This window comes from Sporanaerobium hydrogeniformans (assembly GCF_002735925.1).
Taxonomy (GTDB): Bacteria; Bacillota; Clostridia; order Lachnospirales; family Cellulosilyticaceae; genus Sporanaerobium; species Sporanaerobium hydrogeniformans.
Genome location: NZ_PEDL01000033.1, coordinates 1 through 19915, shown reverse-complemented (window position 1 = coordinate 19915; position 19915 = coordinate 1). Strand labels below are relative to the sequence as shown.

At 35.7% G+C, this 19915-nt stretch carries 20 protein-coding genes and 1 rRNA gene; 4 read left to right on the top strand and 17 right to left on the bottom strand.

Annotation, left to right across the window (positions count from 1 at the left end):
* Window positions 1-290 precede the first annotated feature (290 nt).
* The 6 genes from CS063_RS16445 to CS063_RS16425 form a co-directional block, all read right to left on the bottom strand.
* Complete coding sequence (locus CS063_RS16445) at window positions 291-1655, bottom strand: FAD-binding oxidoreductase (RefSeq protein ID WP_099450776.1); 1365 nt, start codon at window positions 1653-1655, stop codon at window positions 291-293.
* Between the two features lie 13 nt (window positions 1656-1668).
* Window positions 1669-2523: a MetQ/NlpA family ABC transporter substrate-binding protein gene (locus tag CS063_RS16440; RefSeq protein ID WP_099450775.1), complete on the bottom strand. Its 855-nt coding sequence runs from the start codon at window positions 2521-2523 to the stop codon at window positions 1669-1671.
* Between the two features lie 48 nt (window positions 2524-2571).
* Window positions 2572-3228, bottom strand: coding sequence for a methionine ABC transporter permease (locus CS063_RS16435; RefSeq protein WP_099450774.1), 657 nt, complete (start codon window positions 3226-3228; stop codon window positions 2572-2574).
* Window positions 3225-4238 carry a methionine ABC transporter ATP-binding protein gene (locus CS063_RS16430; protein ID WP_099450773.1) on the bottom strand — a complete coding sequence of 338 codons (1014 nt, stop codon included), beginning with the start codon at window positions 4236-4238 and terminating at the stop codon, window positions 3225-3227. Before CS063_RS16430 ends, CS063_RS16435 begins: the two co-directional genes overlap by 4 nt.
* Window positions 4239-4335: 97 nt before the next feature.
* Window positions 4336-4464 carry a hypothetical protein gene (locus CS063_RS17960; RefSeq protein ID WP_308415553.1) on the bottom strand — a complete coding sequence of 43 codons (129 nt, stop codon included), beginning with the start codon at window positions 4462-4464 and terminating at the stop codon, window positions 4336-4338.
* 124 nt (window positions 4465-4588) lie between these two features.
* Window positions 4589-5494, bottom strand: coding sequence for a LysR family transcriptional regulator (locus CS063_RS16425; protein WP_099450772.1), 906 nt, complete (start codon window positions 5492-5494; stop codon window positions 4589-4591).
* Window positions 5495-5705: 211 nt separating this feature from the next.
* Between CS063_RS16425 and CS063_RS16420 the strand changes: the two genes are divergently transcribed.
* The 4 genes from CS063_RS16420 (at window position 5706) to bioA (ending at window position 9435) form a co-directional block, all read left to right on the top strand.
* Entirely contained in the window at window positions 5706-6269 is a 564-nt protein-coding gene (locus tag CS063_RS16420) for a biotin transporter BioY (protein WP_099450771.1), read from the top strand.
* Between the two features lie 23 nt (window positions 6270-6292).
* Window positions 6293-7264, top strand: coding sequence for a biotin synthase BioB (bioB, locus tag CS063_RS16415; RefSeq protein ID WP_099450770.1), 972 nt, complete (start codon window positions 6293-6295; stop codon window positions 7262-7264).
* Window positions 7257-7937, top strand: coding sequence for a dethiobiotin synthase (gene bioD, locus CS063_RS16410; protein WP_099450769.1), 681 nt, complete (start codon window positions 7257-7259; stop codon window positions 7935-7937). The genes bioB and bioD overlap by 8 nt, the downstream gene beginning before the upstream one ends.
* Window positions 7938-8094: 157 nt before the next feature.
* A complete protein-coding gene (gene bioA, locus CS063_RS16405; protein ID WP_099450768.1) occupies window positions 8095-9435 on the top strand; it encodes an adenosylmethionine--8-amino-7-oxononanoate transaminase in 1341 nt (446 codons plus the stop codon).
* A gap of 22 nt (window positions 9436-9457) precedes the next feature.
* Here the strand turns inward: bioA and CS063_RS16400 are convergent, their stop codons facing one another.
* From CS063_RS16400 to CS063_RS16350, 11 genes are all read right to left on the bottom strand, one after another.
* On the bottom strand, window positions 9458-9970 hold the full coding sequence (locus tag CS063_RS16400) for a CarD family transcriptional regulator (protein WP_099450767.1): 513 nt from the start codon (window positions 9968-9970) through the stop codon (window positions 9458-9460).
* 216 nt (window positions 9971-10186) lie between these two features.
* Entirely contained in the window at window positions 10187-10849 is a 663-nt protein-coding gene (locus CS063_RS16395; RefSeq protein WP_099450766.1) for a hypothetical protein, read from the bottom strand.
* Window positions 10849-11415 (bottom strand): NAD(P)H-dependent oxidoreductase, encoded by a 567-nt coding sequence (locus CS063_RS16390; protein WP_099450765.1) that lies wholly within the window; start codon window positions 11413-11415, stop codon window positions 10849-10851. Before CS063_RS16390 ends, CS063_RS16395 begins: the two co-directional genes overlap by 1 nt.
* Before the next feature lie 29 nt (window positions 11416-11444).
* Window positions 11445-11960, bottom strand: a complete 516-nt coding sequence (locus CS063_RS16385; RefSeq protein ID WP_099450764.1) for a flavodoxin domain-containing protein — start codon at window positions 11958-11960, stop codon at window positions 11445-11447.
* Window positions 11961-11971: 11 nt separating this feature from the next.
* Window positions 11972-12445: a MarR family winged helix-turn-helix transcriptional regulator gene (locus CS063_RS16380; RefSeq protein WP_099450763.1), complete on the bottom strand. Its 474-nt coding sequence runs from the start codon at window positions 12443-12445 to the stop codon at window positions 11972-11974.
* Between the two features lie 213 nt (window positions 12446-12658).
* Window positions 12659-13957, bottom strand: a complete 1299-nt coding sequence (locus CS063_RS16375; RefSeq protein ID WP_180270838.1) for a DUF4179 domain-containing protein — start codon at window positions 13955-13957, stop codon at window positions 12659-12661.
* The gene (locus tag CS063_RS16370) at window positions 13944-14498 is read right to left on the bottom strand and encodes an RNA polymerase sigma factor (protein WP_099450761.1); all 555 of its coding nucleotides are present in this window, start codon (window positions 14496-14498) and stop codon (window positions 13944-13946) included. Before CS063_RS16370 ends, CS063_RS16375 begins: the two co-directional genes overlap by 14 nt.
* A 361-nt stretch (window positions 14499-14859) precedes the next feature.
* Window positions 14860-15573: an alpha/beta hydrolase gene (locus tag CS063_RS16365; RefSeq protein ID WP_099450760.1), complete on the bottom strand. Its 714-nt coding sequence runs from the start codon at window positions 15571-15573 to the stop codon at window positions 14860-14862.
* 1210 nt (window positions 15574-16783) lie between these two features.
* Window positions 16784-17638, bottom strand: a complete 855-nt coding sequence (locus CS063_RS16360; RefSeq protein ID WP_099450759.1) for a TdeIII family type II restriction endonuclease — start codon at window positions 17636-17638, stop codon at window positions 16784-16786.
* Window positions 17639-17733: 95 nt separating this feature from the next.
* Window positions 17734-18819 carry a DNA cytosine methyltransferase gene (locus tag CS063_RS16355; RefSeq protein WP_099450758.1) on the bottom strand — a complete coding sequence of 362 codons (1086 nt, stop codon included), beginning with the start codon at window positions 18817-18819 and terminating at the stop codon, window positions 17734-17736.
* A gap of 451 nt (window positions 18820-19270) precedes the next feature.
* A 16S ribosomal RNA gene (locus CS063_RS16350) occupies window positions 19271-19915 on the bottom strand; the annotation flags it as partial.

The following is a 19915-nucleotide window of genomic DNA, read 5'->3' as shown; positions in this document are numbered from 1 at the left end:
TACAGTGCAGAGCAAGAAAGAAGGCTTTTCGCAGGTTTCCTCCACAGACTTTCGCAAAGTCTTGGTGAAGGCCTGTAGGCTGCCTTTAGGGACGTTATCGCAAGCGTTCTTCTTGCGATAGGTAGGACCGTTAGTCTACAGGACTGAACCTAGAGTTTGCCAAGGCGAGGACCCAGAAACCGGAGAAAAGCCTTCTTTCTTGCGGCCGCGCCTACACCTCTTCTTTTTTTGACTTTTAAATCTCTAAGAGCACCCCAACAAACTGAAATTTAAGTATATAAAATACAGTATTAATAAACTTTCTGTGGGTTTAAAATTCCTTTAGGATCAAATACTGCCTTAATCCCTCTCATAAGTGCAATTTGAGTTTCATCTGCATACTTAAGATAATAGGGTCTTTTGGTCTGTCCTATCCCATGTTCTCCTGATGGAAGCCCTTTAAGTTCATGTGCCTTCTTATAGAGATCCTCTAATATTTGATCAAGACGGTTCTTCCACTCTTCCTCCTCCAAGTCACCTCTTATAATGCACAGATGTACATTACCATCTCCAGCATGCCCAAAGCTTTGCACTGCTATATCATATTTTTGGGATACTTGTTTGGTATACTTTACAAACTCTGCACTCCTATGGATGGGTACAACAATATCGATAGGCTCTTGCTCACTGGTACTTTCTACTGCTGATACAATAGCACCCCTTATCTGCCAAGTCCTTTGCAAAGCCTCTTCATCTTCTAGGTTTATAAAATCTAAAGCTCCATATGTCCTACAAATATCCTTTACTTTATCTGAATAGGCACGGATGTTCTCCATGCTTTCACCATCAAAGGTAAATAAGAGATAAGCATTTCCCTTATGGGTAGGAAATACTAATCCTAAATATTTTTCAGAAAGGGCTATCGCTTCCTTTTCTAAAAATTCAATAGCTGTAACATCCACATTTGCTCTTAATATCTCAAGAACTGTATCAATACCTTCCTCTAGAGTCTCAAAGGGAGCTAATGCACTCATGGTATAGGCTGGTTTAGGAAGCACTTTAAGCTTTGCCTTTGTCACAATCCCTAGTGTTCCTTCTGAACCTATAATGAGGTTTTTAAGATCGAGGCCCGAACTATTCTTGATCGTTTCAGCTCCTACCTCTACTATTTTCCCACTCGCTAATACCACTTCTAAACTTCTTACATAATCTCTCGTCACACCATACTTAACTGCTCTCATTCCTCCCGCATTGGTACTAATATTTCCCCCAATGGTTGCCTTCTTTTCACCTGGATCAGGTGGATAAAAATAACCTTTCGTTTCCACAAAAGCCTGTATCTCTTCAAGAGGTACACCAGGCTGCACCGTTACTGTTAGTGTTTCTTCATCAAATGCCTCTATATGGTTAAGTGCTGATAAGTCTATGATAATACTTCCTTCTACTGGTATTGTTGCACCGGTAAGACCTGTATTCGCTCCCCTAGGAATAATAGGGATACTGTTTTCATTGGCAAATTTTACTACACTAGCCACTTCCTTTGTTTTTAAAGGAAGTACTACTGCACCAGGCTTTACTTTAATACGCCCCAGTTGATCTGAATAATATTTTTCATCAATAAAATCTACCCATACTCTTTTATCATCTCCAATAATTTCTAGTAACTCAGCTTTCATCCCTTCTCCTCCTTTACTTACCCCATTTAGTAATATACCATTCAGGTTTTTGGAAAGAGCTAAAGTAGTAATCACTATTTTCAATAGCTTTTTTGAAGCCTTCAGATTGAAGGACTTCCTCAATATCCTTCACAAATGGCTGGTCAATATCACTTGCTCTTACTGCTACAACATTTTTCATTTCTTCTGCTAACTTTTCCGTATAAAGAGCAGTGCTTAGATCCAATCCAGCTGCAATAGCATAGTTACCTGGTACAGCAGCTAACTCTGCACTCTCTAAACTTCTTGCAAGTTGAGGTGCTTCAACAGGTGTAATCACTAAATTCAAAGGATTATCTATTATGTTCTTTTCTGTAAAGGTCGTTGGATCGACACTTTCATCAATAGTAAGTAGTCCTGCATTTTGAGCTTCTTTTAATGAACGTCTTAAATTGGTCACATCATTGGGTACAGTTAAGGTACTACCTTCTTCAATTTCTTCTAAGCTTTTATACTTATTAGAATAAAAGCCAAGACCTGCTGTAGGAACATTTGTTAGTGAAACAAGGCTTAGATTATGTTCCTTTGTAAAGTTATCAAAGTAGACTTGGTGCTGAAAAAGATTAGCATCAATTTCCCCTTTATCTAGAGCTAAATTCGGTTGTACATAATCACTAAACTCTATGATAGAAACGGTATACCCTTTTTCTTCAAGTCCTGGTGCAATAGTGTATTTAATCATATCGCCATAAGGCCCTGCACATGCTCCGAATTTAATTTCTTTCTTTTGTATGTCCTCTGTTTCTTTATTCTTTGTAGTAGCACATCCTGTTAATAAACTTGCTCCTAATGTAAGCACACTTAATGTATAAACTAATTTTTTAATCATGGTAAATCCCCTTTTCTTTTTTATTTTTAGATTTTATTATTTGAAAGTTTACTTTTTAGTTAAATAAACAGCGATTTTCTCGCCAATCACTTGGATCATCTGTACTACAATCACAAGAAATACTACTGTTACAAAAAGGATATCTGTTTGATAGCGCTGATAGCCGTAGCGTATAGCAAGGTCTCCTATCCCACCACCCCCAACAGTCCCAGCCATTGCTGAAAAACCGATGATACTTATAAGCGTTACTGTAATAGCCCTTATAATACCAGGTAATGCTTCTACTAGAAGTACTTCCCATATAATTTGTTTAAAGTTAGCTCCCATAGCTAAAGAAGCTTCTATAATCCCCTTGTCCACTTCTGATAATGCGCCTTCAACAAGTCTTGCTAAAAAGGTCGTTGCTGCTACTGTAAGAGGAACTGTTACTGCCTTAGGTCCTATAACTGTCCCTACAATAGCACTTGTCACTGGCATAAGAAGGACTAGTAATATGATAAACGGTATGGAGCGAATGACATTGATTATAAAGCCCGCTAGTCCATTAATCCATTTATTTTGATATAAAAGGGGTGTGGCTGTTATATACAATACCAATCCCAAAAGTATGCCCAATAGGACCGCTAAGCTAATAGATATGCTCACCATGGTTAATGTCTGCTTTGTTGCCTGCCATAATAACTCTACTATTTCGCTCGTTTTCATACTGCTTCACTCTCCTTCACAACCTGCACTTCTTCTATACTTGCTCTTATATAGGTTAGCGCCCTTTGCACTTCAATCATCTTCCCTTCAATACTTACGACTAGCGTTCCGATAGGCTTTTGCTGAATGTACTCGATTCTCCCATGAAGAATATTGAGAATCACATCATACTTTTTATTGGTATAGGCGATAATGGGTTCTATACTTTTATCTCCTCTATAAATGAGTTTTAGAATATCCCCTCTGGTTTTTCTTGCAATCTCTTGCGGGATAACAATATCATTCTTAACCAGTTCTTTTGTGTGCGCATGAATAGGGTTGGCAAAAATTTCATACGTACTGTTCTCTTCAATGATTTCTCCTTTATTCATAACAGCCACCTTGGTAAAAAGCTTTTTAGCTACCTCCATTTGATGGGTAATAAACACAATAGTAATCCCCAACTTGGTATTGATATCTCGTAAAATATCCACAATTTCCTCAGTTGTTTGCACATCGAGTGCAGAAGTTGCTTCATCACAAAGTAGGATTTTGGGCTCAGCTGCCAATGCCCTTGCTATGCCCACTCTCTGCTTCTGTCCTCCACTTAAACTAGCAGGATAAACATGTTCTTTATCCTCCAATCCTACAAGTTCAAGTAGTTCTTTAACTTTGATTTGCCTTTCCTTTTTAGAAATGTTGTGTACCTTTAAAGCAAATTCTATATTCTGTCCAACTGTCTTTCTAGAAATCAGGTTAAAGTGTTGGAAAATCATCCCTACCTTCTTACGAAGTTCTCTAATTTCCTTTCTTCCAAAAGCTGTAATATCCTCTCCTTCTATGAAAATTCGTCCACTAGTAGGCTTTTGCAGCCCATTAATCGTGCGAACTAATGTACTTTTTCCTGCCCCGCTTCCACCTACAATGCCATATATTTCTCCTTGCTTTATATGAAAGGATACATTATTTACTGCTACAAGTTCTTGCTGTTTTTGCTGAAAGATTACCTTTACATTTTCAAATCGAATCACCTTTCTCCCTCCTTATCTTCTGATGTCTTCTTAATTTTAGGCGCAAAAAAACAGGTGCATCCTATGTGCACCTGTTATCTCTCTTTATAAAGAAAATTCAGACAACAATGCGCACTTTATCAGCCATCATCTCACACATACACATGAAATCACAGTTCATCATCACTTTATTTCTTTGCATCATTTTTTGCATCTTCCTATTGGTTAAAGTAAACTGATTACGCATTGCTTTCTCCTTTCTTCATCCTCGTTTTTAATCCACTCATTAGGTAACTTTACTTGGTCTTATTATAGCAAACTTCTTTTTAAGGTGTTAATACTAAAAACATACAGCCTGTTATAGGCAAAACTTATAACACATTCGCCTGATATTTACGAAGTTCTTCAATATAAAGCTGTGCTAATTTGCTTGGTGTCTCACCCTTTCTCTTAATATAGCCTATACGCATAATCTCGCTTTCCTTAAGAGGAATAGCTTTATATTCGTAGCCATTTAGTTCCTCACAAATAATGCCTGAGCAAAGTGTATACCCATTTAATCCAATCATTAAATTGAGTACTGTCGCTCGATCATTTGCCTTAATAATACGTTTATAGTCATAGGTACTCAAAACTTCTTCTGCAAGATAAAAGGAATTATTGTTCCCTTGGTCAAAAGCAAGGCAAGGATATTCCTCTAGCTCCTTCATAGAGATAATCTCCTGCTCTCCTAAAGGATGTCCCCCCCAAAGATAAACATACGTCTTACAAGGAAACAGCTCAATAAACTCTAGACTATTATCTCTTAAAATTTTAGTAATAACCTGCTCATTAAACGCATTGACATATAATACGCCAATATCACTTTTAAAACTTTTTACCGCTTCAATAATTTCATAGGTCTTCGTCTCATACATACCAAACTCATACTCTTCCATCCCTACCTGTTTCACCAGTTCAACAAAGGCTTTAACCGTAAAAGTATAGTGCTGAGAAGAAACACTAAATTTCTTTTTTACCTTTTTATCTAAAAAACGATCCTCTAATAAATGAGCTTGCTCTACCACTTGCCTTGCATATCCTAAAAACTCCTGCCCCTGTGGCGTAATAATAATCCCTCTATTGGAACGACTAAATATTTCTATTCCCATTTCTTCCTCTAATTCTTTAATTGCACCAGATAGACTTGGCTGAGATATAAAAAGTCTTTTAGCTGCTTCATTCATAGAACCACTATCAGCGATGGTAATGGTATATCTTAATTGTTGTAATGTCATTTGATTACTCCTTCCACTCTTTCTCCTCACTCTATCTTACCCCAAGAAAACATACCCTGCTATGACTTTATATGAATTCTTACTTCAAATAAATGGGTTATATTTTTATAGTTTAATTGTAAACTAAATTATTTTATAATGTTGACAATTAAGTCTCTTGCATTTTATACTGTACTTAAATTTAAAATAAATCTTATTAAGGAGAATATTTATGCAAAACGCACACTCAAAAACCTATCCTATGATTTTATGTGCTTTATTTACTACACTCATTATCATAGGTACCTTTATCAAAGTCCCTATCCCGTTCGTCCCTTTTACTCTCCAATTTTTATTCACTACATTAGCAGGTATCCTCTTAGGACCTAAGCTAGGTAGTATAAGTGTTCTTGTCTACATTTTATTAGGACTTATAGGTATTCCTGTTTTCACTGAAGGAGGTGGTCTGAGTTATATTTTTAAACCTACTTTTGGCTATATTATTGGTTTTCTTGTAGGTACTTATATAACCGGAAAAATAGCTAGAGCCGTTCCTAACCCTTCTTTCAAACGCCTTTTAGGGGCTAGCTTTACTGGTCTTTTCATCGTCTATCTTTTTGGGCTAATCTATTTCTACCTAATCAAAAACTTCTATTTAGGTACAAACATCAGCCTATGGTCACTTTTTCTATACTGTTTTATTTTAGCTGTTCCTGGTGATATGTTACTTTGCTTTATAAGTAGCCTATTAGGACAAAAACTCATTCCACTACTTAACAAAAAATCACTTCAATAACCTAAAGATAAGGAAAACTTGCTATGAATCCTATTTGCATTTTAAAAGAACAAATTAAAAACGGTTATCTGCTTACAAAAAAAGAAGCACTCGAACTTTCTACTGCCCCTCTTAAAGAACTTTGCACAGCAGCAAATGAAATACGTCTCCATTTTTGCGGAAATGCTTTTGATATCTGTACCATTATTAATGGAAAAAGTGGTAAATGCTCTGAAAACTGTAAGTTTTGTGCCCAATCTGCTTTCTATCCTACAACCCTTGAAGAATACCCTTTACTTAGTCAAGAAACCATTGTAGAGCACGCTAAGTACAATGATGAACGTGGTGTCCTTCGCTATTCTATAGTCACTTCTGGGAAGAAATTGAGTAATACAGAAGTAGATCATGTGTGCGAAGCTGCCCTTGCTATAAAAAAGGAAAGTAAAATAAACCTCTGTGCTTCTCTTGGCCTCTTAGACGAAGAGCAATTTCGTAAAATAAAAGCTGCTGGTATTACCCGTATTCACAATAATCTTGAAACCTCTAAACGCTATTTTTCAAAAGTTTGTACAACACATACCTTTGAAGATAAAATCAAAGCCATTCATGAAGCTCAACGTGCTGGATTAAATGTCTGTAGCGGCGGGATTATGGGGCTTGGTGAAACAATGGAGGATCGCATTGATATGGTACTAACGATTCGCGAACTCGGTATCCGCTCTATTCCCGTTAACATGTTAAATGCTATTGCTGGTACTCCCTTCGAGCATCTTCCTCGTCTCACAAACGAAGATATGTGCCGTATTGTAGCTCTCTTCCGTTTCCTTGTACCTAATGCTTCTATCCGATTAGCAGGTGGTCGTGGCCTACTTGAAGATAAGGGGAAAGCCTGCTTCTTATCGGGTGCCAATGCAGCCATTTCAGGTGATATGCTTACTACCGCAGGTATTACTATTGAACAAGATATGAGACTTCTTAAAGAACTTGGTTATAAGGTGGTGCTATGGAATGAGTAAAGGACTCTTTATCATTGGAACAGGAACAGATGTGGGTAAAACCTTTGTCACTGCACTTATTATTAAAAAACTCAAAGAGGCAGGTTTTCATGCGGGCTATTATAAAGCTGCCTTAAGCGGGGCAGAAGAAACAACAGAAGGTCTTATTCCAGGTGATGCCGCTTATGTCAAAAAGATTGCCAAACTTTCTTCTCCTTTGGAAAGTATGGTGTCTTATAGCTACAAAACCCCTGTCTCTCCCCATTTAGCCGCGCAGCTTGAAGGAAAACCCATCCAGTTTGAAAAGGTTTTAGCTGATTATCAAAAGGCATGTGAAACTTATGACTTTTTAACTGTGGAAGGAAGTGGCGGCATTGTCTGTCCTATTCGTTACGATCAAGTGCAGCAAATCCTCCTTGAAGATTTAATTCAAGCCTTCAACCTCCCTACACTCTTAGTCGCTCACGCTGGATTAGGTACTCTTAACGCTACTACCCTTACCGTAGAGTACTTAAAAAATCGCCATATCCCCATTCAAGGTATTTTACTCAACTATTACATGGGAAGCAGGATGGAAGAAGATAACTTAAAGATGTTGCCTCAACTTACGGGTATTCCTGTAGTAGGTACACTTGCACCTGACGCCAACGAATTAGCAATAGATCTTCCTACCCTCCAAAACCTCTACATCTAACCCCACCCACTCCGTACGGGGCGATTCCATATCGTCCCGCCATCTATATTACCCTTATCATGCCTTATTAAAATATAGATGCTATTTTACAAATAAATGTTGTATCGGGTGGATATAGAATCCACCCCTACAGTTAATTATTTAAAGGAGAACTATTATGAATCTTATTGAAAAGGATTTGAAATATATTTGGCACCCTTGCTCTCAGATGAAGGACTATGAGGAGTTAAAACCTATTATCATTGACCATGCTAAGGGGGTTTACCTTTATGACATCAATAACAAACGCTACATAGATATCGTTAGCTCTTGGTGGTGCAACTTACTCGGTCATTGCCATCCTCAAATTAATGCTGCCATTAAAGCTCAGCTTGACCAACTAGAGCATGTTATCTTTGCTAATTTCTCTCATGAACCTGCTATTCGACTTTGCGAAGCCTTAAGTCAAATCATTCCAAATGGACTTACGAAATTTAATTTCTCGGATAATGGCTCGGCTTCTGTAGAATGCGCTTTAAAAATGAGTTTTCAATATCACTATCAAGTAGGTAATACAAAAAAGACACGCTTTATGTGCCTCTCAGAAGGTTATCATGGTGAAACCATTGGTGCCTTATCAGTAGGGACCATGGACCTTTACGCCAAAATTTATAAGCCTATGCTGATGGATGCCATTCGTATCGAAGCACCAGATTGCTACCGTTGCCCTTATGGTAAATGTAGGGATAACTGTGATGTTGCCTGCTTCGAGCATGCCGAAAGAGCCTTTGCTAAATATGGGGCTGAAACCTGTGCTATGATTGTAGAACCTCTTCTTCAGGGTAGTGCAGGCATGCGTATATACCCTCCACTCTATCTTACTAAGCTTCGTGCAATTTGTGATGCTTATGATGTGCTTCTTATTGCTGATGAGATTGCTACTGGCTTTGGACGAACAGGTAAGATGTTTGCTTTTGACCACACAGGGGTAAGCCCAGATATTATGTGTGTCTCCAAAGGGTTAACAGGTGGTTATATGCCTATGGCCATCACTATTACAACAGATAAAATCTATGATGCCTTCTATGCAGATTATAATGAAGGAAAAGCCTTTATGCATAGTCATACCTATAGTGGTAATCCATTAGGGTGTGCTGCTGCACTTGCAGTTCAAACTATCTTGAAAGAAGAGCAAATCCTTGAAAAAGCTAATGTACGTGCAGCCTATCTAACTACAAAGCTTACTGAAACCTTTGGTAATCACCCTTATGTCGGTGAAATTCGTCATATCGGTCTTATTCACGCACTCGAACTCGTACAAAATAAAACCACTAAGGAAGACTTTGCCTCTACAGAGCGTATTGGTTATCAAATTTATAAAAAAGCACTAAAAAAAGGGCTCTTATTAAGACCCCTAGGAAATATTATTTATTTTAATCCACCTCTTACCATTACAGAAGACGAACTGGATGAAGCCATTACTATTGCTTACGAAGCTCTTACTGAAATACTAAATTAAACACTGCCTTATCAAATCTATTCTATAACTGTTCAAGTTGCTTCACACGTCTAATTACAAATTCTTTGACAGCTTCTTTATCCATAGCTAGTGAGATGGCTATTTCTCCATACAACTGCTCCTCTGCTAAATTAAAATATTTTTCATCACTTGCTGTTACTTTTTTCCCTGCTGCTAAACGTGATTGTTTTCGCATATAAATGGTTTTAATAATTTTTACCAATTCCCTACCATCACATTTGCGTAATGCCTCTTTATACTCTATCTCTCTTCTTTTTTCATCAGTAATCCATAAGCACTCAATCTCTTTCATTTCATCAATGAGTTTTAGTGCTTCTTCTTTTGACATAATTGGGCGCATAATGATTTTTTGATTATCTATTGGGGTAAAGACTGTGCTCCCCTGCATGTAACAAGGCCTTAAAGTATAATAATCTCTATCATTAGGCATACCTGCTGCATCTAGTCTTCCAATAACCTCAATCCTACAAACACCACTACTTCCATAGATTATATACTCTCCCGCTTGAAACATATTCTCTTCTCCTTTGCCTATTTATTAATCCGTTACTCTCTCTTTAAATTTTACCAGTTATCTTAAGTTTACGTAAGTAATTTTTTTAAAGTTTCATCAATTTGTTTATTTTGCCTTATGTAATCCCCTTGGTATTTAGGCATACTTTATGACTTGTAAGAGCAAAAAAGATGTTTAGGAAATTTTATCCTAAACACCTTTTATTTTATACTTCTTTTAAATATTCTTATAAATGTCTTTTAAATTTATCCCATGTGCTAATCGGTCTTTGATACATGTATGGGTTAAAAATGTAGCTAAGGGATATTGAGCAAGATAAGGTATTTTAAAAAAGATTTGCTTTTGAGTGGCCTTTGAAATACTCTTGCCTGATAAAACTTCTTCACTTAATTGCATAAAAGCTTTCTTAATCCGTTTACTTACAAAGTTTCCTTCATCTAAGGGCTTACCATTTATAAGCGGAGTTAGCCCACAAATAAGCCCTCCTAAAAAGATCATTTTCTTCTTCTCTGCAAAGCAATCTATTACCTTTACGATATGCTCATGCACATCCAAATAAGGCATTCCACCATGGGCAATAACGAAAATCTGTTTATTTTTAAAAACCCCTTCTTCTACTTCTAGAAGCTTTTCTAAACATTCTATAGTAGGAGAGGCCAGGGTATTTACAAAGCAGCTACAGCTTATCCCTATTAGGTCACTCTCCTCAATTGCCTCAACTAAAGCTTCTAGTGTTAATTTCCCATCTAATTCATCTATCACATGCAGGATGTTAACTTGATGCTTTTTACCCTCCATTATTTGCTTTAGCTCGGTTAAAAACATACTCGAAGAACCTGTCTTTCGTGTACCTCCATTTAATAACAAAATTTTTTTCATTACTTTTCTCCCCCTATCGTTAAAGCTTCTAAAAGGACTTTTTTAGCTTTTTCTTTGTCTTCTATACCTTCTACTAAAAGCGGATAACCTGTTGTACAAGTAATGAGTCCATTTTCCTTAATTAAAAATTTAAAGCTTTCTTTTTCTTTTTCTGTAGTATCTTTGTTTACTATTCCTACCCCTATATAGGTTCCATCACTTACCTCTTTTATACTATTGGGATGCTGTAATCTCCCTTTGTAAACAATCATAGTAGGTACACCAATAAGTACCATTTTATCCACTAGTCTTTTAGTGATGGAATTATACCCTCCCAAAGTAATAGGTGTAATCCAAACACACCTTCTAGCCTGCCTTACTACCTCTATAAGCTGAGGTGTATCATCCTTAAATACACACCTTCCTGGTGTTTTATAAGAACATCCCCCACAGTTCCTACAAGGTGTAATGTGAAAATCCTCCAATTTAAAGTAGGCTAATTCCTCTTTGCACTCACTAGCTATTTCTTTAAAGGCTGCCTCTAAACTATTCTCCCCTTTTGTACCGTCCATGATAATATTTAACATTTCCTCTCACTCCCCTACTCACCTTTTAATTAAAACTGATTCATGGTCTTTGCAAATTCTTTTATTGCTTTTTCATCTAGGCAATCAAGCACCGTCTTTTTTGTTATTTTCTGAGCTTCCTGGTTTTGGCCTTCTTTATTTTTATAAATCATTTTACAAATAGTTCTTTCAAAAAAATTCATCTTTCCAAAATCTAAAATACCACCACATGCAATCTGCTTTACTAGGCTTTTTATCTCTTTTTCTCCAAAGTTTAGCTTGATATATTCCTCTATTTTTGACCCTTCCATACAGCTTAGAAAAAGTCCCAGCCTCTTTGTTGCAAGGAATTCTTTATTTTCCTCATAAAAGCTTTTAACCACCTTACTCACACTACCTACATAAATAGATGCACCTATAATGACTTGATCAAATTTTACAAGCTCCTTAGGCTTTTTTTCTAATAAATTAATAAGCTCTACTTCGCCCTGAAGCTCTGTTGCAATCATCTGAGCACATTTTTTAGTCGCACCATACTTTGAACTATAAACAACTAGCGTTTTCATTTCTTTCCCTCCTATTTTAAGTCATCCATGTGACTAATATTAACAAGCATCTTATAAAGCCCTTTAGCAAGGCACTTAATTTCTTCCTCACTTAACCCCTCATACAACCTTTCTATAAAGAGGTCTTGATAAGCTTTTTCCTCCTTAAATATCTCTGTTGCACCTGGACTGGGCTTTAACCTCACTGCTCGCGTATCCCTTTCATCCTTTTCAATAGTAATAAGTTCTTTTGCCTGAAGCTTAAGTGCTAGCTGCTTAATGTTTTGCCGCGAAGTCCCCATCTCTTCTGCAAGCTCAGACAAGGTAGGGTAATCCTCTCTAAACTGAATGATAATCATTAAAAGCAAAAATTGCTTAAGACTTACCTCTGCCTTATGCCTATCCGCCACTACTTGTATACGGTTTGCCAATATTTGTAGTGTCCCAAAAATAAAATGAATGGGTTCTATAGCCCCTGTCATATGTTTTAAAAGTCGATTTGCCATACTCCTCTTTAGGTAGGTTTTATATCCCTACTTTTTCCTTTCTTTAGCTATACCTTATACCCTTACTTAAAAAGCGTAATATATTACCTATATAGGTAATATATTACGCTTTTTATTATTTGTCAATAATGATAATGTTAAATATTCAAAAAATAGTTCTCACTTAATCACTCTTTCTAAAGTGCTTTGTGAGAACTATTTTGCTATTCTTTATTATTTAATAAGGATAGTAACTGTTTGATTATAGATTTCGGGATAATTTATCTTTTGTACGATCAAATTTAGCTTCTCACCTACAGCTGGAAATTTTAAGACGCGTGTATGAAAAATACCCTCTTCTGTTTTAAGAAGTTCACTTTCATCTGTTCTTTCTAGTTCAACCTTCTTGCCATCTACTTCAAGATAAACCTGTGAAAGTAATACACTATCCTTAGTAGTTAAAGTAATTAATGTATCATTATCTTTACTTTCCACTTTATCAATAACCACTTTTTGCCCCTCTATCATCATCTCCCAAGGCCCACTTTTTTCTAGTTGAAGGATTTCCTCTACATTTTTTTGGATAGTAAAGCTCTCTACTATAAGTTCAAGTGAAATTAAAGGCTGAGGTAACGCAGCAAACTCCTTCCTAAACTTTGTCCCTTCTAAATTAGTACTTATATTTCCTCCTTGCTCTTCTAATAATTCACCATTTGCTTTCACTGCTAAACTCACTTCTATCGGCCTAAAGCCTTCCTTCATGCTACGTTTCTTAAGGAGATCTAGAGAATCCTGCAAGGTTCCCGTTACAATCGTTCGTGTAGGCGCAGCTACTAAATCATTTATTTTTAAACTTGTGTCTTCCATTTGAAATTTTTGATTGATCGGCTGCTTAAGTAGATGTCCCATTGCCTTCTCTCGCTCTAGAGTAAATTTGATACTTCCCTCCTCTAAAAAACCATTTATACCTAAGCTTATCCTAAATGACAAATCCTTCTCATAAAAGTCTATGGCATCAAAGGCCATCATCCATTTCATTTTTTGTCTTGCTTCATCACACTCTCCTTGACCTCTATATTGGCGATAGGTTTTAAAAAGGCCCTTTATTTCGTGACCAATGTGTAAATCATCTACATCTCCCATAGGCGAATAAATCGTATAAAAGGTTAAAAGCTGTGTATCATCTAGCATAATACCATCTAGAGTAACCGTTACCCCATTAGAAAAAGTATGACTTTTATCAATGATTTGGCCTTTCCCTAAATCATTTAGCTCTTGAAGCTGACCATTCATAACAGTATCATAGCCCATAAGCCGCTTACCATAATAAGCAAAGGTAGAAAAATTTCCTCCTATTAGTAAAATTGCTATGCTCCACATAGCCACAGCAGGAAGCCATTTTCTTGATTTTAAAGAATGCTCTTTAGGCTCTCTATGAAGGGCAGCCCTTAAGCTCTCTTCTAATTCATCAGGTACTTCTAATGTCTCATATTTTTTGCTTTTTTCCTTAAGTAATGCTTCAACCTTTTTCATCATTCTCACCTCCTATAATTTTTTGTAATACCTTAAGCCCTATAGCTAACCGTGATTTTACCGTCCCCAAAGGAATCCCTAACAAAGTACTCATCGTCTCATAGTCAAGATCAAGAAAATACCTGAGCCTTATCACTTCTTGATGTTTACTTTTTAGCTGAGATAAGGCTTCCTCTAAAAGTAGCTCTTCCTCTTTCTGAAGCACGCTTCCTTCCCTACCTGTATTAAAGTCTCTTTGCCAATTGCCTTGCTCTCTTATAGCTTCTAATGAAATAAACTTTCTTTTATCCTTTAGCTTCTTCTTGCATCGATTCATCAAAATCGTCTTACTCCAACTATAAAAGGCTTCCTCCTTTTTTAGCTTTTTTATATTATCATATAGAAGCACAATCATATCCTGTAAGCTATCCAAAGCTTCTTCTTTATCCCTCATTAATACATATGCCAATTTATAATAGGCCTCTTTCTGAGACATAACAAGTTCAATCAATGCTTCTTTATCTCCTTGTTTAGCTTGCTTTACTAACCGTATGATCTCCACCTTGCCACCTCTTTCCCCTTATAAGAGTATAGAATCTATTAAAAAGTTCATTTTTTATACTATACCTTAGACAAACTTTCTCGTCGACCTGATGCTATTGAGGCGAGTAATTCACCTAGTTACCACTGCTTAAAATACTTAGTATCTTCTTACAAATAGCAAAAACTCATAAGTCATTAATAGTTAATAACTTATGAGTTTCATTTGATTATCAATGGATATAGCCTGTTAGTATTTAACAACATATCCTTTAATAATAAGGTATGCCTTCATTATTTGTATAAAGTACAATATCAAAGGGAACATCACTTTCAATTTATAGAATCTCTTATTTTTTTATACACTATATCCCCATACCTTTTTAATTATTCAATATTAAATGTTTTTTGAGCCACTGTCTATAGTATATAAGTTGCTCAGAAGTATGAAAGTAATGCTGTGCACCATAAACAACTTCTAACTCACAGCCAAAATTTTTTACAAAGTCAGTTATAACCTCAAATTCACAAAGCTCATCTTTTTCGCCATAGATAATTGATGTAGGACTACTCCAACAAAGAATAGGATTTTCTTTTACATACCTATAATAATCCCAATATAGCATTTGCCCTATCGGTGTAAGAATTTCTTCTTCTCGTTTTAATTGCTCCTCTGTTATATTAAACCAAGTCATCATGTTATTAATAATACGTTCCATATTTACAACTGGTGAAAGAAATAAGCTTTGTTCCAAGCAACTATCTTTATATGCAAGTAAACTAAAATATACTCCCATACTGCATGCAAATAGCGATATATATTTTGCCCTTGCCGATCCGAAATCCATTATTTTCGCCAGTTCCTGAATACACGTTTCAACTTTGCAAAGTGTGGACTCATTTTTTCTATCTCCATGCTCTGGTAAATCAAAACTCAAAACTTGATACCCTAGCGGTACTACTTCTTCCGCAAGAATAGAAATAGGAATATCCGATTTTGATGACATATTACCATGTACAGCTATAAATAACCTTTCACTATCTTCTCCCCACAAAATTGCAGGTATATGATTAATTCTAATTTCTTTTTTAAGCATTTTAGCCTCCATAAATTATAGAGATAAATACCTCCATAAATAGTATGTATTTTTAAAATTTCTCATCATAATATCCTCCTTCCCCTATTCATATCTAAATATATATTATATTCTTTTCAATCATCTCATAAAATCATTTTTAGCACAATGTATACTTTTTTTGCATCAGACCGCCGTTCATGTTGACCTCACGACGTCATAATGGCAACGGTTAATCCAATTTACCTAACACCACTTGAAAATGCTCATTATTTTCTTACAATACAAGGGACTCGCAAATAATTGATAGTCAGTAACTTACGGATCTCATTTCTTTGTACCTAAAGAACACGACCTACGACGCACGGTTTAGGAAATCTACTGAATTGTCATGTAGATTTTATTTAGTCAAGTCCATACTCGTTGATTATCAATGGCTATAGTCTTTTGATTTTTAAATAGATTATCTTATTCTTAGGCTTTGACGACGATTTGACGTCGTAGTAGTAGAAACCAATTAAAACTACTTAAAATGACTTACTCTTTTATTATGTCATTTTTAACTTTTGTTGGGTCTATATATTTTGTAAATTCAAAATACTCTTCCATATCTTCGATTACTGATTTCCAATGTTTCCATTCTACTACTTTTTCACAAGTAGTAAATACTTTATAAAAGCTTTCGTAAAATTTATCTCTGTATTTTTATATCTTTATATAATTTTTCTTGTACCAATCATAAAACTCTATTAGTCCATCTGCCTTTATAAAAAGAACCTAGTTGAAAGCCCATCTAAAATATGTTGCTTTATATGCTGATTCAATTCCTTTAACTGATTCTCTCTAAATCCTTCTACTTAATTCTTTTAAATTTTTACCATCGTACTCTTTTTTGACCATCCCTTGGTAGTATTGCTTAGAGTATAATCATTTTAGAAATGTTATCTGTAATCCTTTGTATGTTTGATGTAATATGAGTATATCTTCAAACTCTAATACCGTTAACATTTGCTTGTAGACTTTATTAAGTGCATTAGTCTCTATCCTTTGATTTTCAATGGTTTATATCTCCCTTTAGGATAATGGTTTCAATTATAACTAGTTCAAATTAAAGTATTCTCTGCTTTCTTTCTTGTAAAATTCTAAGGTTATTTTTGAGCATAAAAATAACCTTTAAAAGCTATCCTGTTTCTAAAGGTTATTCTTGTTTATAATGTATATGTACTCTTTTTTAGTCCCATTTTTCAGGTGATTCAGCAATAATATCCATCACATTATTACTGGGTACTATACCAAAATAATGCATTCTTATTTTTTCTGTGTATACTTTTCCTACCTTATTGAAAATATTTAATAACTCATCATATGTATTATCATCTTGTCCTATTTGATTCCAAAAAGCTTTGCCAAGTAATACAAATTCATCATTATCCATATCAAACAACTTATATGGTATGCTATGTATATTTTTATAAATTTCTCCTTCACCTGCTGGATTATATGGTAATGCGAAGAACGCTTTAACATCTTCTGCTGCCATTAATCTAAGCATTTCCCTTTTTGCTTTTTCTGTTTGATCTAAATTAGGTTTGACTGTTTTTAAAGAATAGAATTCCTCTGACCCATCAACCCGTTTTATCCATAGGTCTGCTAGAACATTCACTTCCTGATATCTATCTGTATCTAAATCTCTAAGCTTTTCTACTTCTTCCTTTATACTCTTAAGTATTGTATTTTGATTTTTACCTTTATTATTTCTCTGCTTTTCTAACACACTATCAATATACTCTACCTGCCACGTATTTAACCTAACTGTCCTTGTATGCTGATTGATAGCTTCTGCTCCTGTTCCTTCAGCAATAATCTTGGCAATTTGTTCAAATATCCCTTGTCCTAATGATGTTACAAAAGAGCGTTCAAATTTAGACCCTTTCCACACCTCTAAAGGAACTAATCTGTAACCAAATGGATTATTTCTCTTTATTTCTTCCTCATTGAAAGGTTCTTGAACTGTACGCTTGTAAAGTATTCTTTCCATCACCATATTTAGGTGGTCTTCAATCTTTACTTTTGTCTCATGATTCACGACTATCACAACCTATCTCTCATAATTGGTCTATAGTCTTATTATACATGAATCTTTTATTAATTCCATGCGAAAAGGATAGAAATTGTACTTTTCTATCCCTCTAATATTTTTATTAATTTTTCACCTAAAATTTTAGCTACTTGTACTGGTACAGCATTTCCTATTTGAGTGTATTGATCATTTACTGTCCCATTAACTCTATATCCTGTTGGAAATCCTTGTATTTCTAAGTATTCTTCAATACTTAATGGTCTATCTTCAAATGGATGCCCTATATTGGTACTTTTTTGAATAGGTGATGTTAGTAATGTTGGACTAGGCTCATTTGCCTTAATCCTTCTGTAATAACCAGTTTTTCCACCACCTGATTTATATGCTCCTCCCATAGCTTGTTCTACTATTTCTGAGCTTAAATCTCTCCAATTTCCTCCACCTTGTGGTATCATTTGCATATACTTTAATCTTTCATCTGAGTATTTGACAAATGTATGTTTACTACCCTCTAACTTCTTAAGTACTTCACTTACTGCTATAAATGGATTATCCGTTTCATTTCCATGTGTTTTTTCTGGGAATGAAAATACCTTATTTAAATCTTTTCTTATTCCTACAAATATGACTCTCTCTCTTTTTTGAGGTACTCCATATTCAGCTGAGTTTATAATTTGATACACTACATTATAATCTTTTACTTGATTCAAGAGGTACTTTAATGCACTCCCCGCCTTTTCGTCCTCTTCAAGTTCTGGAAATTCTTCTCCTCTTTCATTCAATGGTCTGTGTTTTATTGGTGCAGATAACAATCCTTTTACATTTTCTAGTAAAAATGCTTTTGGCTTAACTTCTTCAACTAGTTCTATAAACTTCAACATAGCTTGTCCTCTTTCATCTGAAAAAGCTTGTCTTTTTCCTGCCGTACTAAAACTTTGACACGGACTACCTCCAAACATTAAATCTACATCCTGTCCTTGTTTTAATCCTGCTTCTACATATATTCTATCCTTGGAGTATCTCATGATATCTCCATTTATAACATTAAATTTTGGATTATTTATCTTTAGTGTTTCACAGTATTTTGGCTCTATCTCTACACTTAGCTTAACATCAAATCCTGCTTCATGCATTCCTATGTCTAAACCACCTGCCCCTGCGAAAAATGAAACAGCTATTCTACTCATAATACACCTCATCTAACTATTATCTTTTATTAGTATATCATTAATTTTAATATCGGTCCACTGCTTTTTTATTATTTCAAGTATAAGTATTAACATTTTTTTAATTCTTTATCTATAAAAACTCAAAAGAAGACCTGTAGTCAGATCAACCTAACTACAGGTCTTCTTTATGTACTTCATGTTGATTGTTTTCATCTACTCCATTATGTACATAATAATATTGCATCACATCATCCCCTTTTTTACTTATTATATTATAACATTTTATCTTAATATTATTTATTATTCAATAATATTCGAATAAATTCCTCTTATAACTATTTAACATCTTAATGGTAAACACTAATTAAATTCTAGTTTATAAGCATTAAAAAACTCCCAATACTAAACGTATCAGGAGTTTCCATGAACATTCAAAACAAAATAGTAACCATTCCAGTTAGTTCCTTAGAAAGGAGGTGATCCAGCCGCACCTTCCGATACGGCTACCTTGTTACGACTTCACCCCAGTCATTGGTTTTGCCTTAGACGGCTCCCTCCTTACGGTTGGGTCACCGGCGTTGGGCCCCCCCAACTTCCATGGTGTGACGGGCGGTGTGTACAAGACCCGGGAACGTATTCACCGCGACATTCTGATTCGCGATTACTAGCGATTCCAACTTCATGTAGTCGAGTTGCAGACTACAATCCGAACTGGGAGTGATTTTATGAGATTTGCTTCCCCTCGCGAGTTCGCTTCCCTTTGTATCACCCATTGTAGCACGTGTGTAGCCCTAAACATAAGGGGCATGATGATTTGACGTCATCCCCACCTTCCTCCAAGTTATCCTTGGCAGTCTCTCTAGAGTGCCCAACTGAATGATGGCTACTAAAGATAGGGGTTGCGCTCGTTGCGGGACTTAACCCAACATCTCACGACACGAGCTGACGACAACCATGCACCACCTGTCTCCGTAGTCCTAGCAAGCTAGGAAAGAAGCGATTAAGCTCCGGTCTCCGGGATGTCAAGTTTAGGTAAGGTTCTTCGCGTTGCTTCGAATTAAACCACATGCTCCACCGCTTGTGCGGGTCCCCGTCAATTCCTTTGAGTTTCAAT

Excerpts from the sequence above, each read along its gene's own strand:
- CS063_RS16390 (WP_099450765.1), bottom strand. The coding sequence starts at position 11,415 with ATGTTAAATATTATCATGGACGGTACAAAAGGGGAGAATAGTTTAGAG.
- CS063_RS16420 (WP_099450771.1), top strand. The coding sequence starts at position 5,706 with ATGCAAAACGCACACTCAAAAACCTATCCTATGATTTTATGTGCTTTA.
- CS063_RS16445 (WP_099450776.1), bottom strand. The coding sequence starts at position 1,655 with ATGAAAGCTGAGTTACTAGAAATTATTGGAGATGATAAAAGAGTATGG.
- CS063_RS16365 (WP_099450760.1), bottom strand. The coding sequence starts at position 15,573 with ATGCTTAAAAAAGAAATTAGAATTAATCATATACCTGCAATTTTGTGG.
- CS063_RS17960 (WP_308415553.1), bottom strand. The coding sequence starts at position 4,464 with ATGCGTAATCAGTTTACTTTAACCAATAGGAAGATGCAAAAAATGATG.
- CS063_RS16380 (WP_099450763.1), bottom strand. The coding sequence starts at position 12,445 with ATGGCAAATCGACTTTTAAAACATATGACAGGGGCTATAGAACCCATT.
- CS063_RS16375 (WP_180270838.1), bottom strand. The coding sequence starts at position 13,957 with ATGAAAAAGGTTGAAGCATTACTTAAGGAAAAAAGCAAAAAATATGAG.
- CS063_RS16395 (WP_099450766.1), bottom strand. The coding sequence starts at position 10,849 with ATGAAAAAAATTTTGTTATTAAATGGAGGTACACGAAAGACAGGTTCT.
- CS063_RS16435 (WP_099450774.1), bottom strand. The coding sequence starts at position 3,228 with ATGAAAACGAGCGAAATAGTAGAGTTATTATGGCAGGCAACAAAGCAG.
- CS063_RS16425 (WP_099450772.1), bottom strand. The coding sequence starts at position 5,494 with ATGACATTACAACAATTAAGATATACCATTACCATCGCTGATAGTGGT.
- CS063_RS16385 (WP_099450764.1), bottom strand. The coding sequence starts at position 11,960 with ATGAAAACGCTAGTTGTTTATAGTTCAAAGTATGGTGCGACTAAAAAA.
- bioD (WP_099450769.1), top strand. The coding sequence starts at position 7,257 with ATGAGTAAAGGACTCTTTATCATTGGAACAGGAACAGATGTGGGTAAA.
- CS063_RS16400 (WP_099450767.1), bottom strand. The coding sequence starts at position 9,970 with ATGTTTCAAGCGGGAGAGTATATAATCTATGGAAGTAGTGGTGTTTGT.
- bioA (WP_099450768.1), top strand. The coding sequence starts at position 8,095 with ATGAATCTTATTGAAAAGGATTTGAAATATATTTGGCACCCTTGCTCT.
- bioB (WP_099450770.1), top strand. The coding sequence starts at position 6,293 with ATGAATCCTATTTGCATTTTAAAAGAACAAATTAAAAACGGTTATCTG.
- CS063_RS16355 (WP_099450758.1), bottom strand. The coding sequence starts at position 18,819 with ATGAGTAGAATAGCTGTTTCATTTTTCGCAGGGGCAGGTGGTTTAGAC.
- CS063_RS16440 (WP_099450775.1), bottom strand. The coding sequence starts at position 2,523 with ATGATTAAAAAATTAGTTTATACATTAAGTGTGCTTACATTAGGAGCA.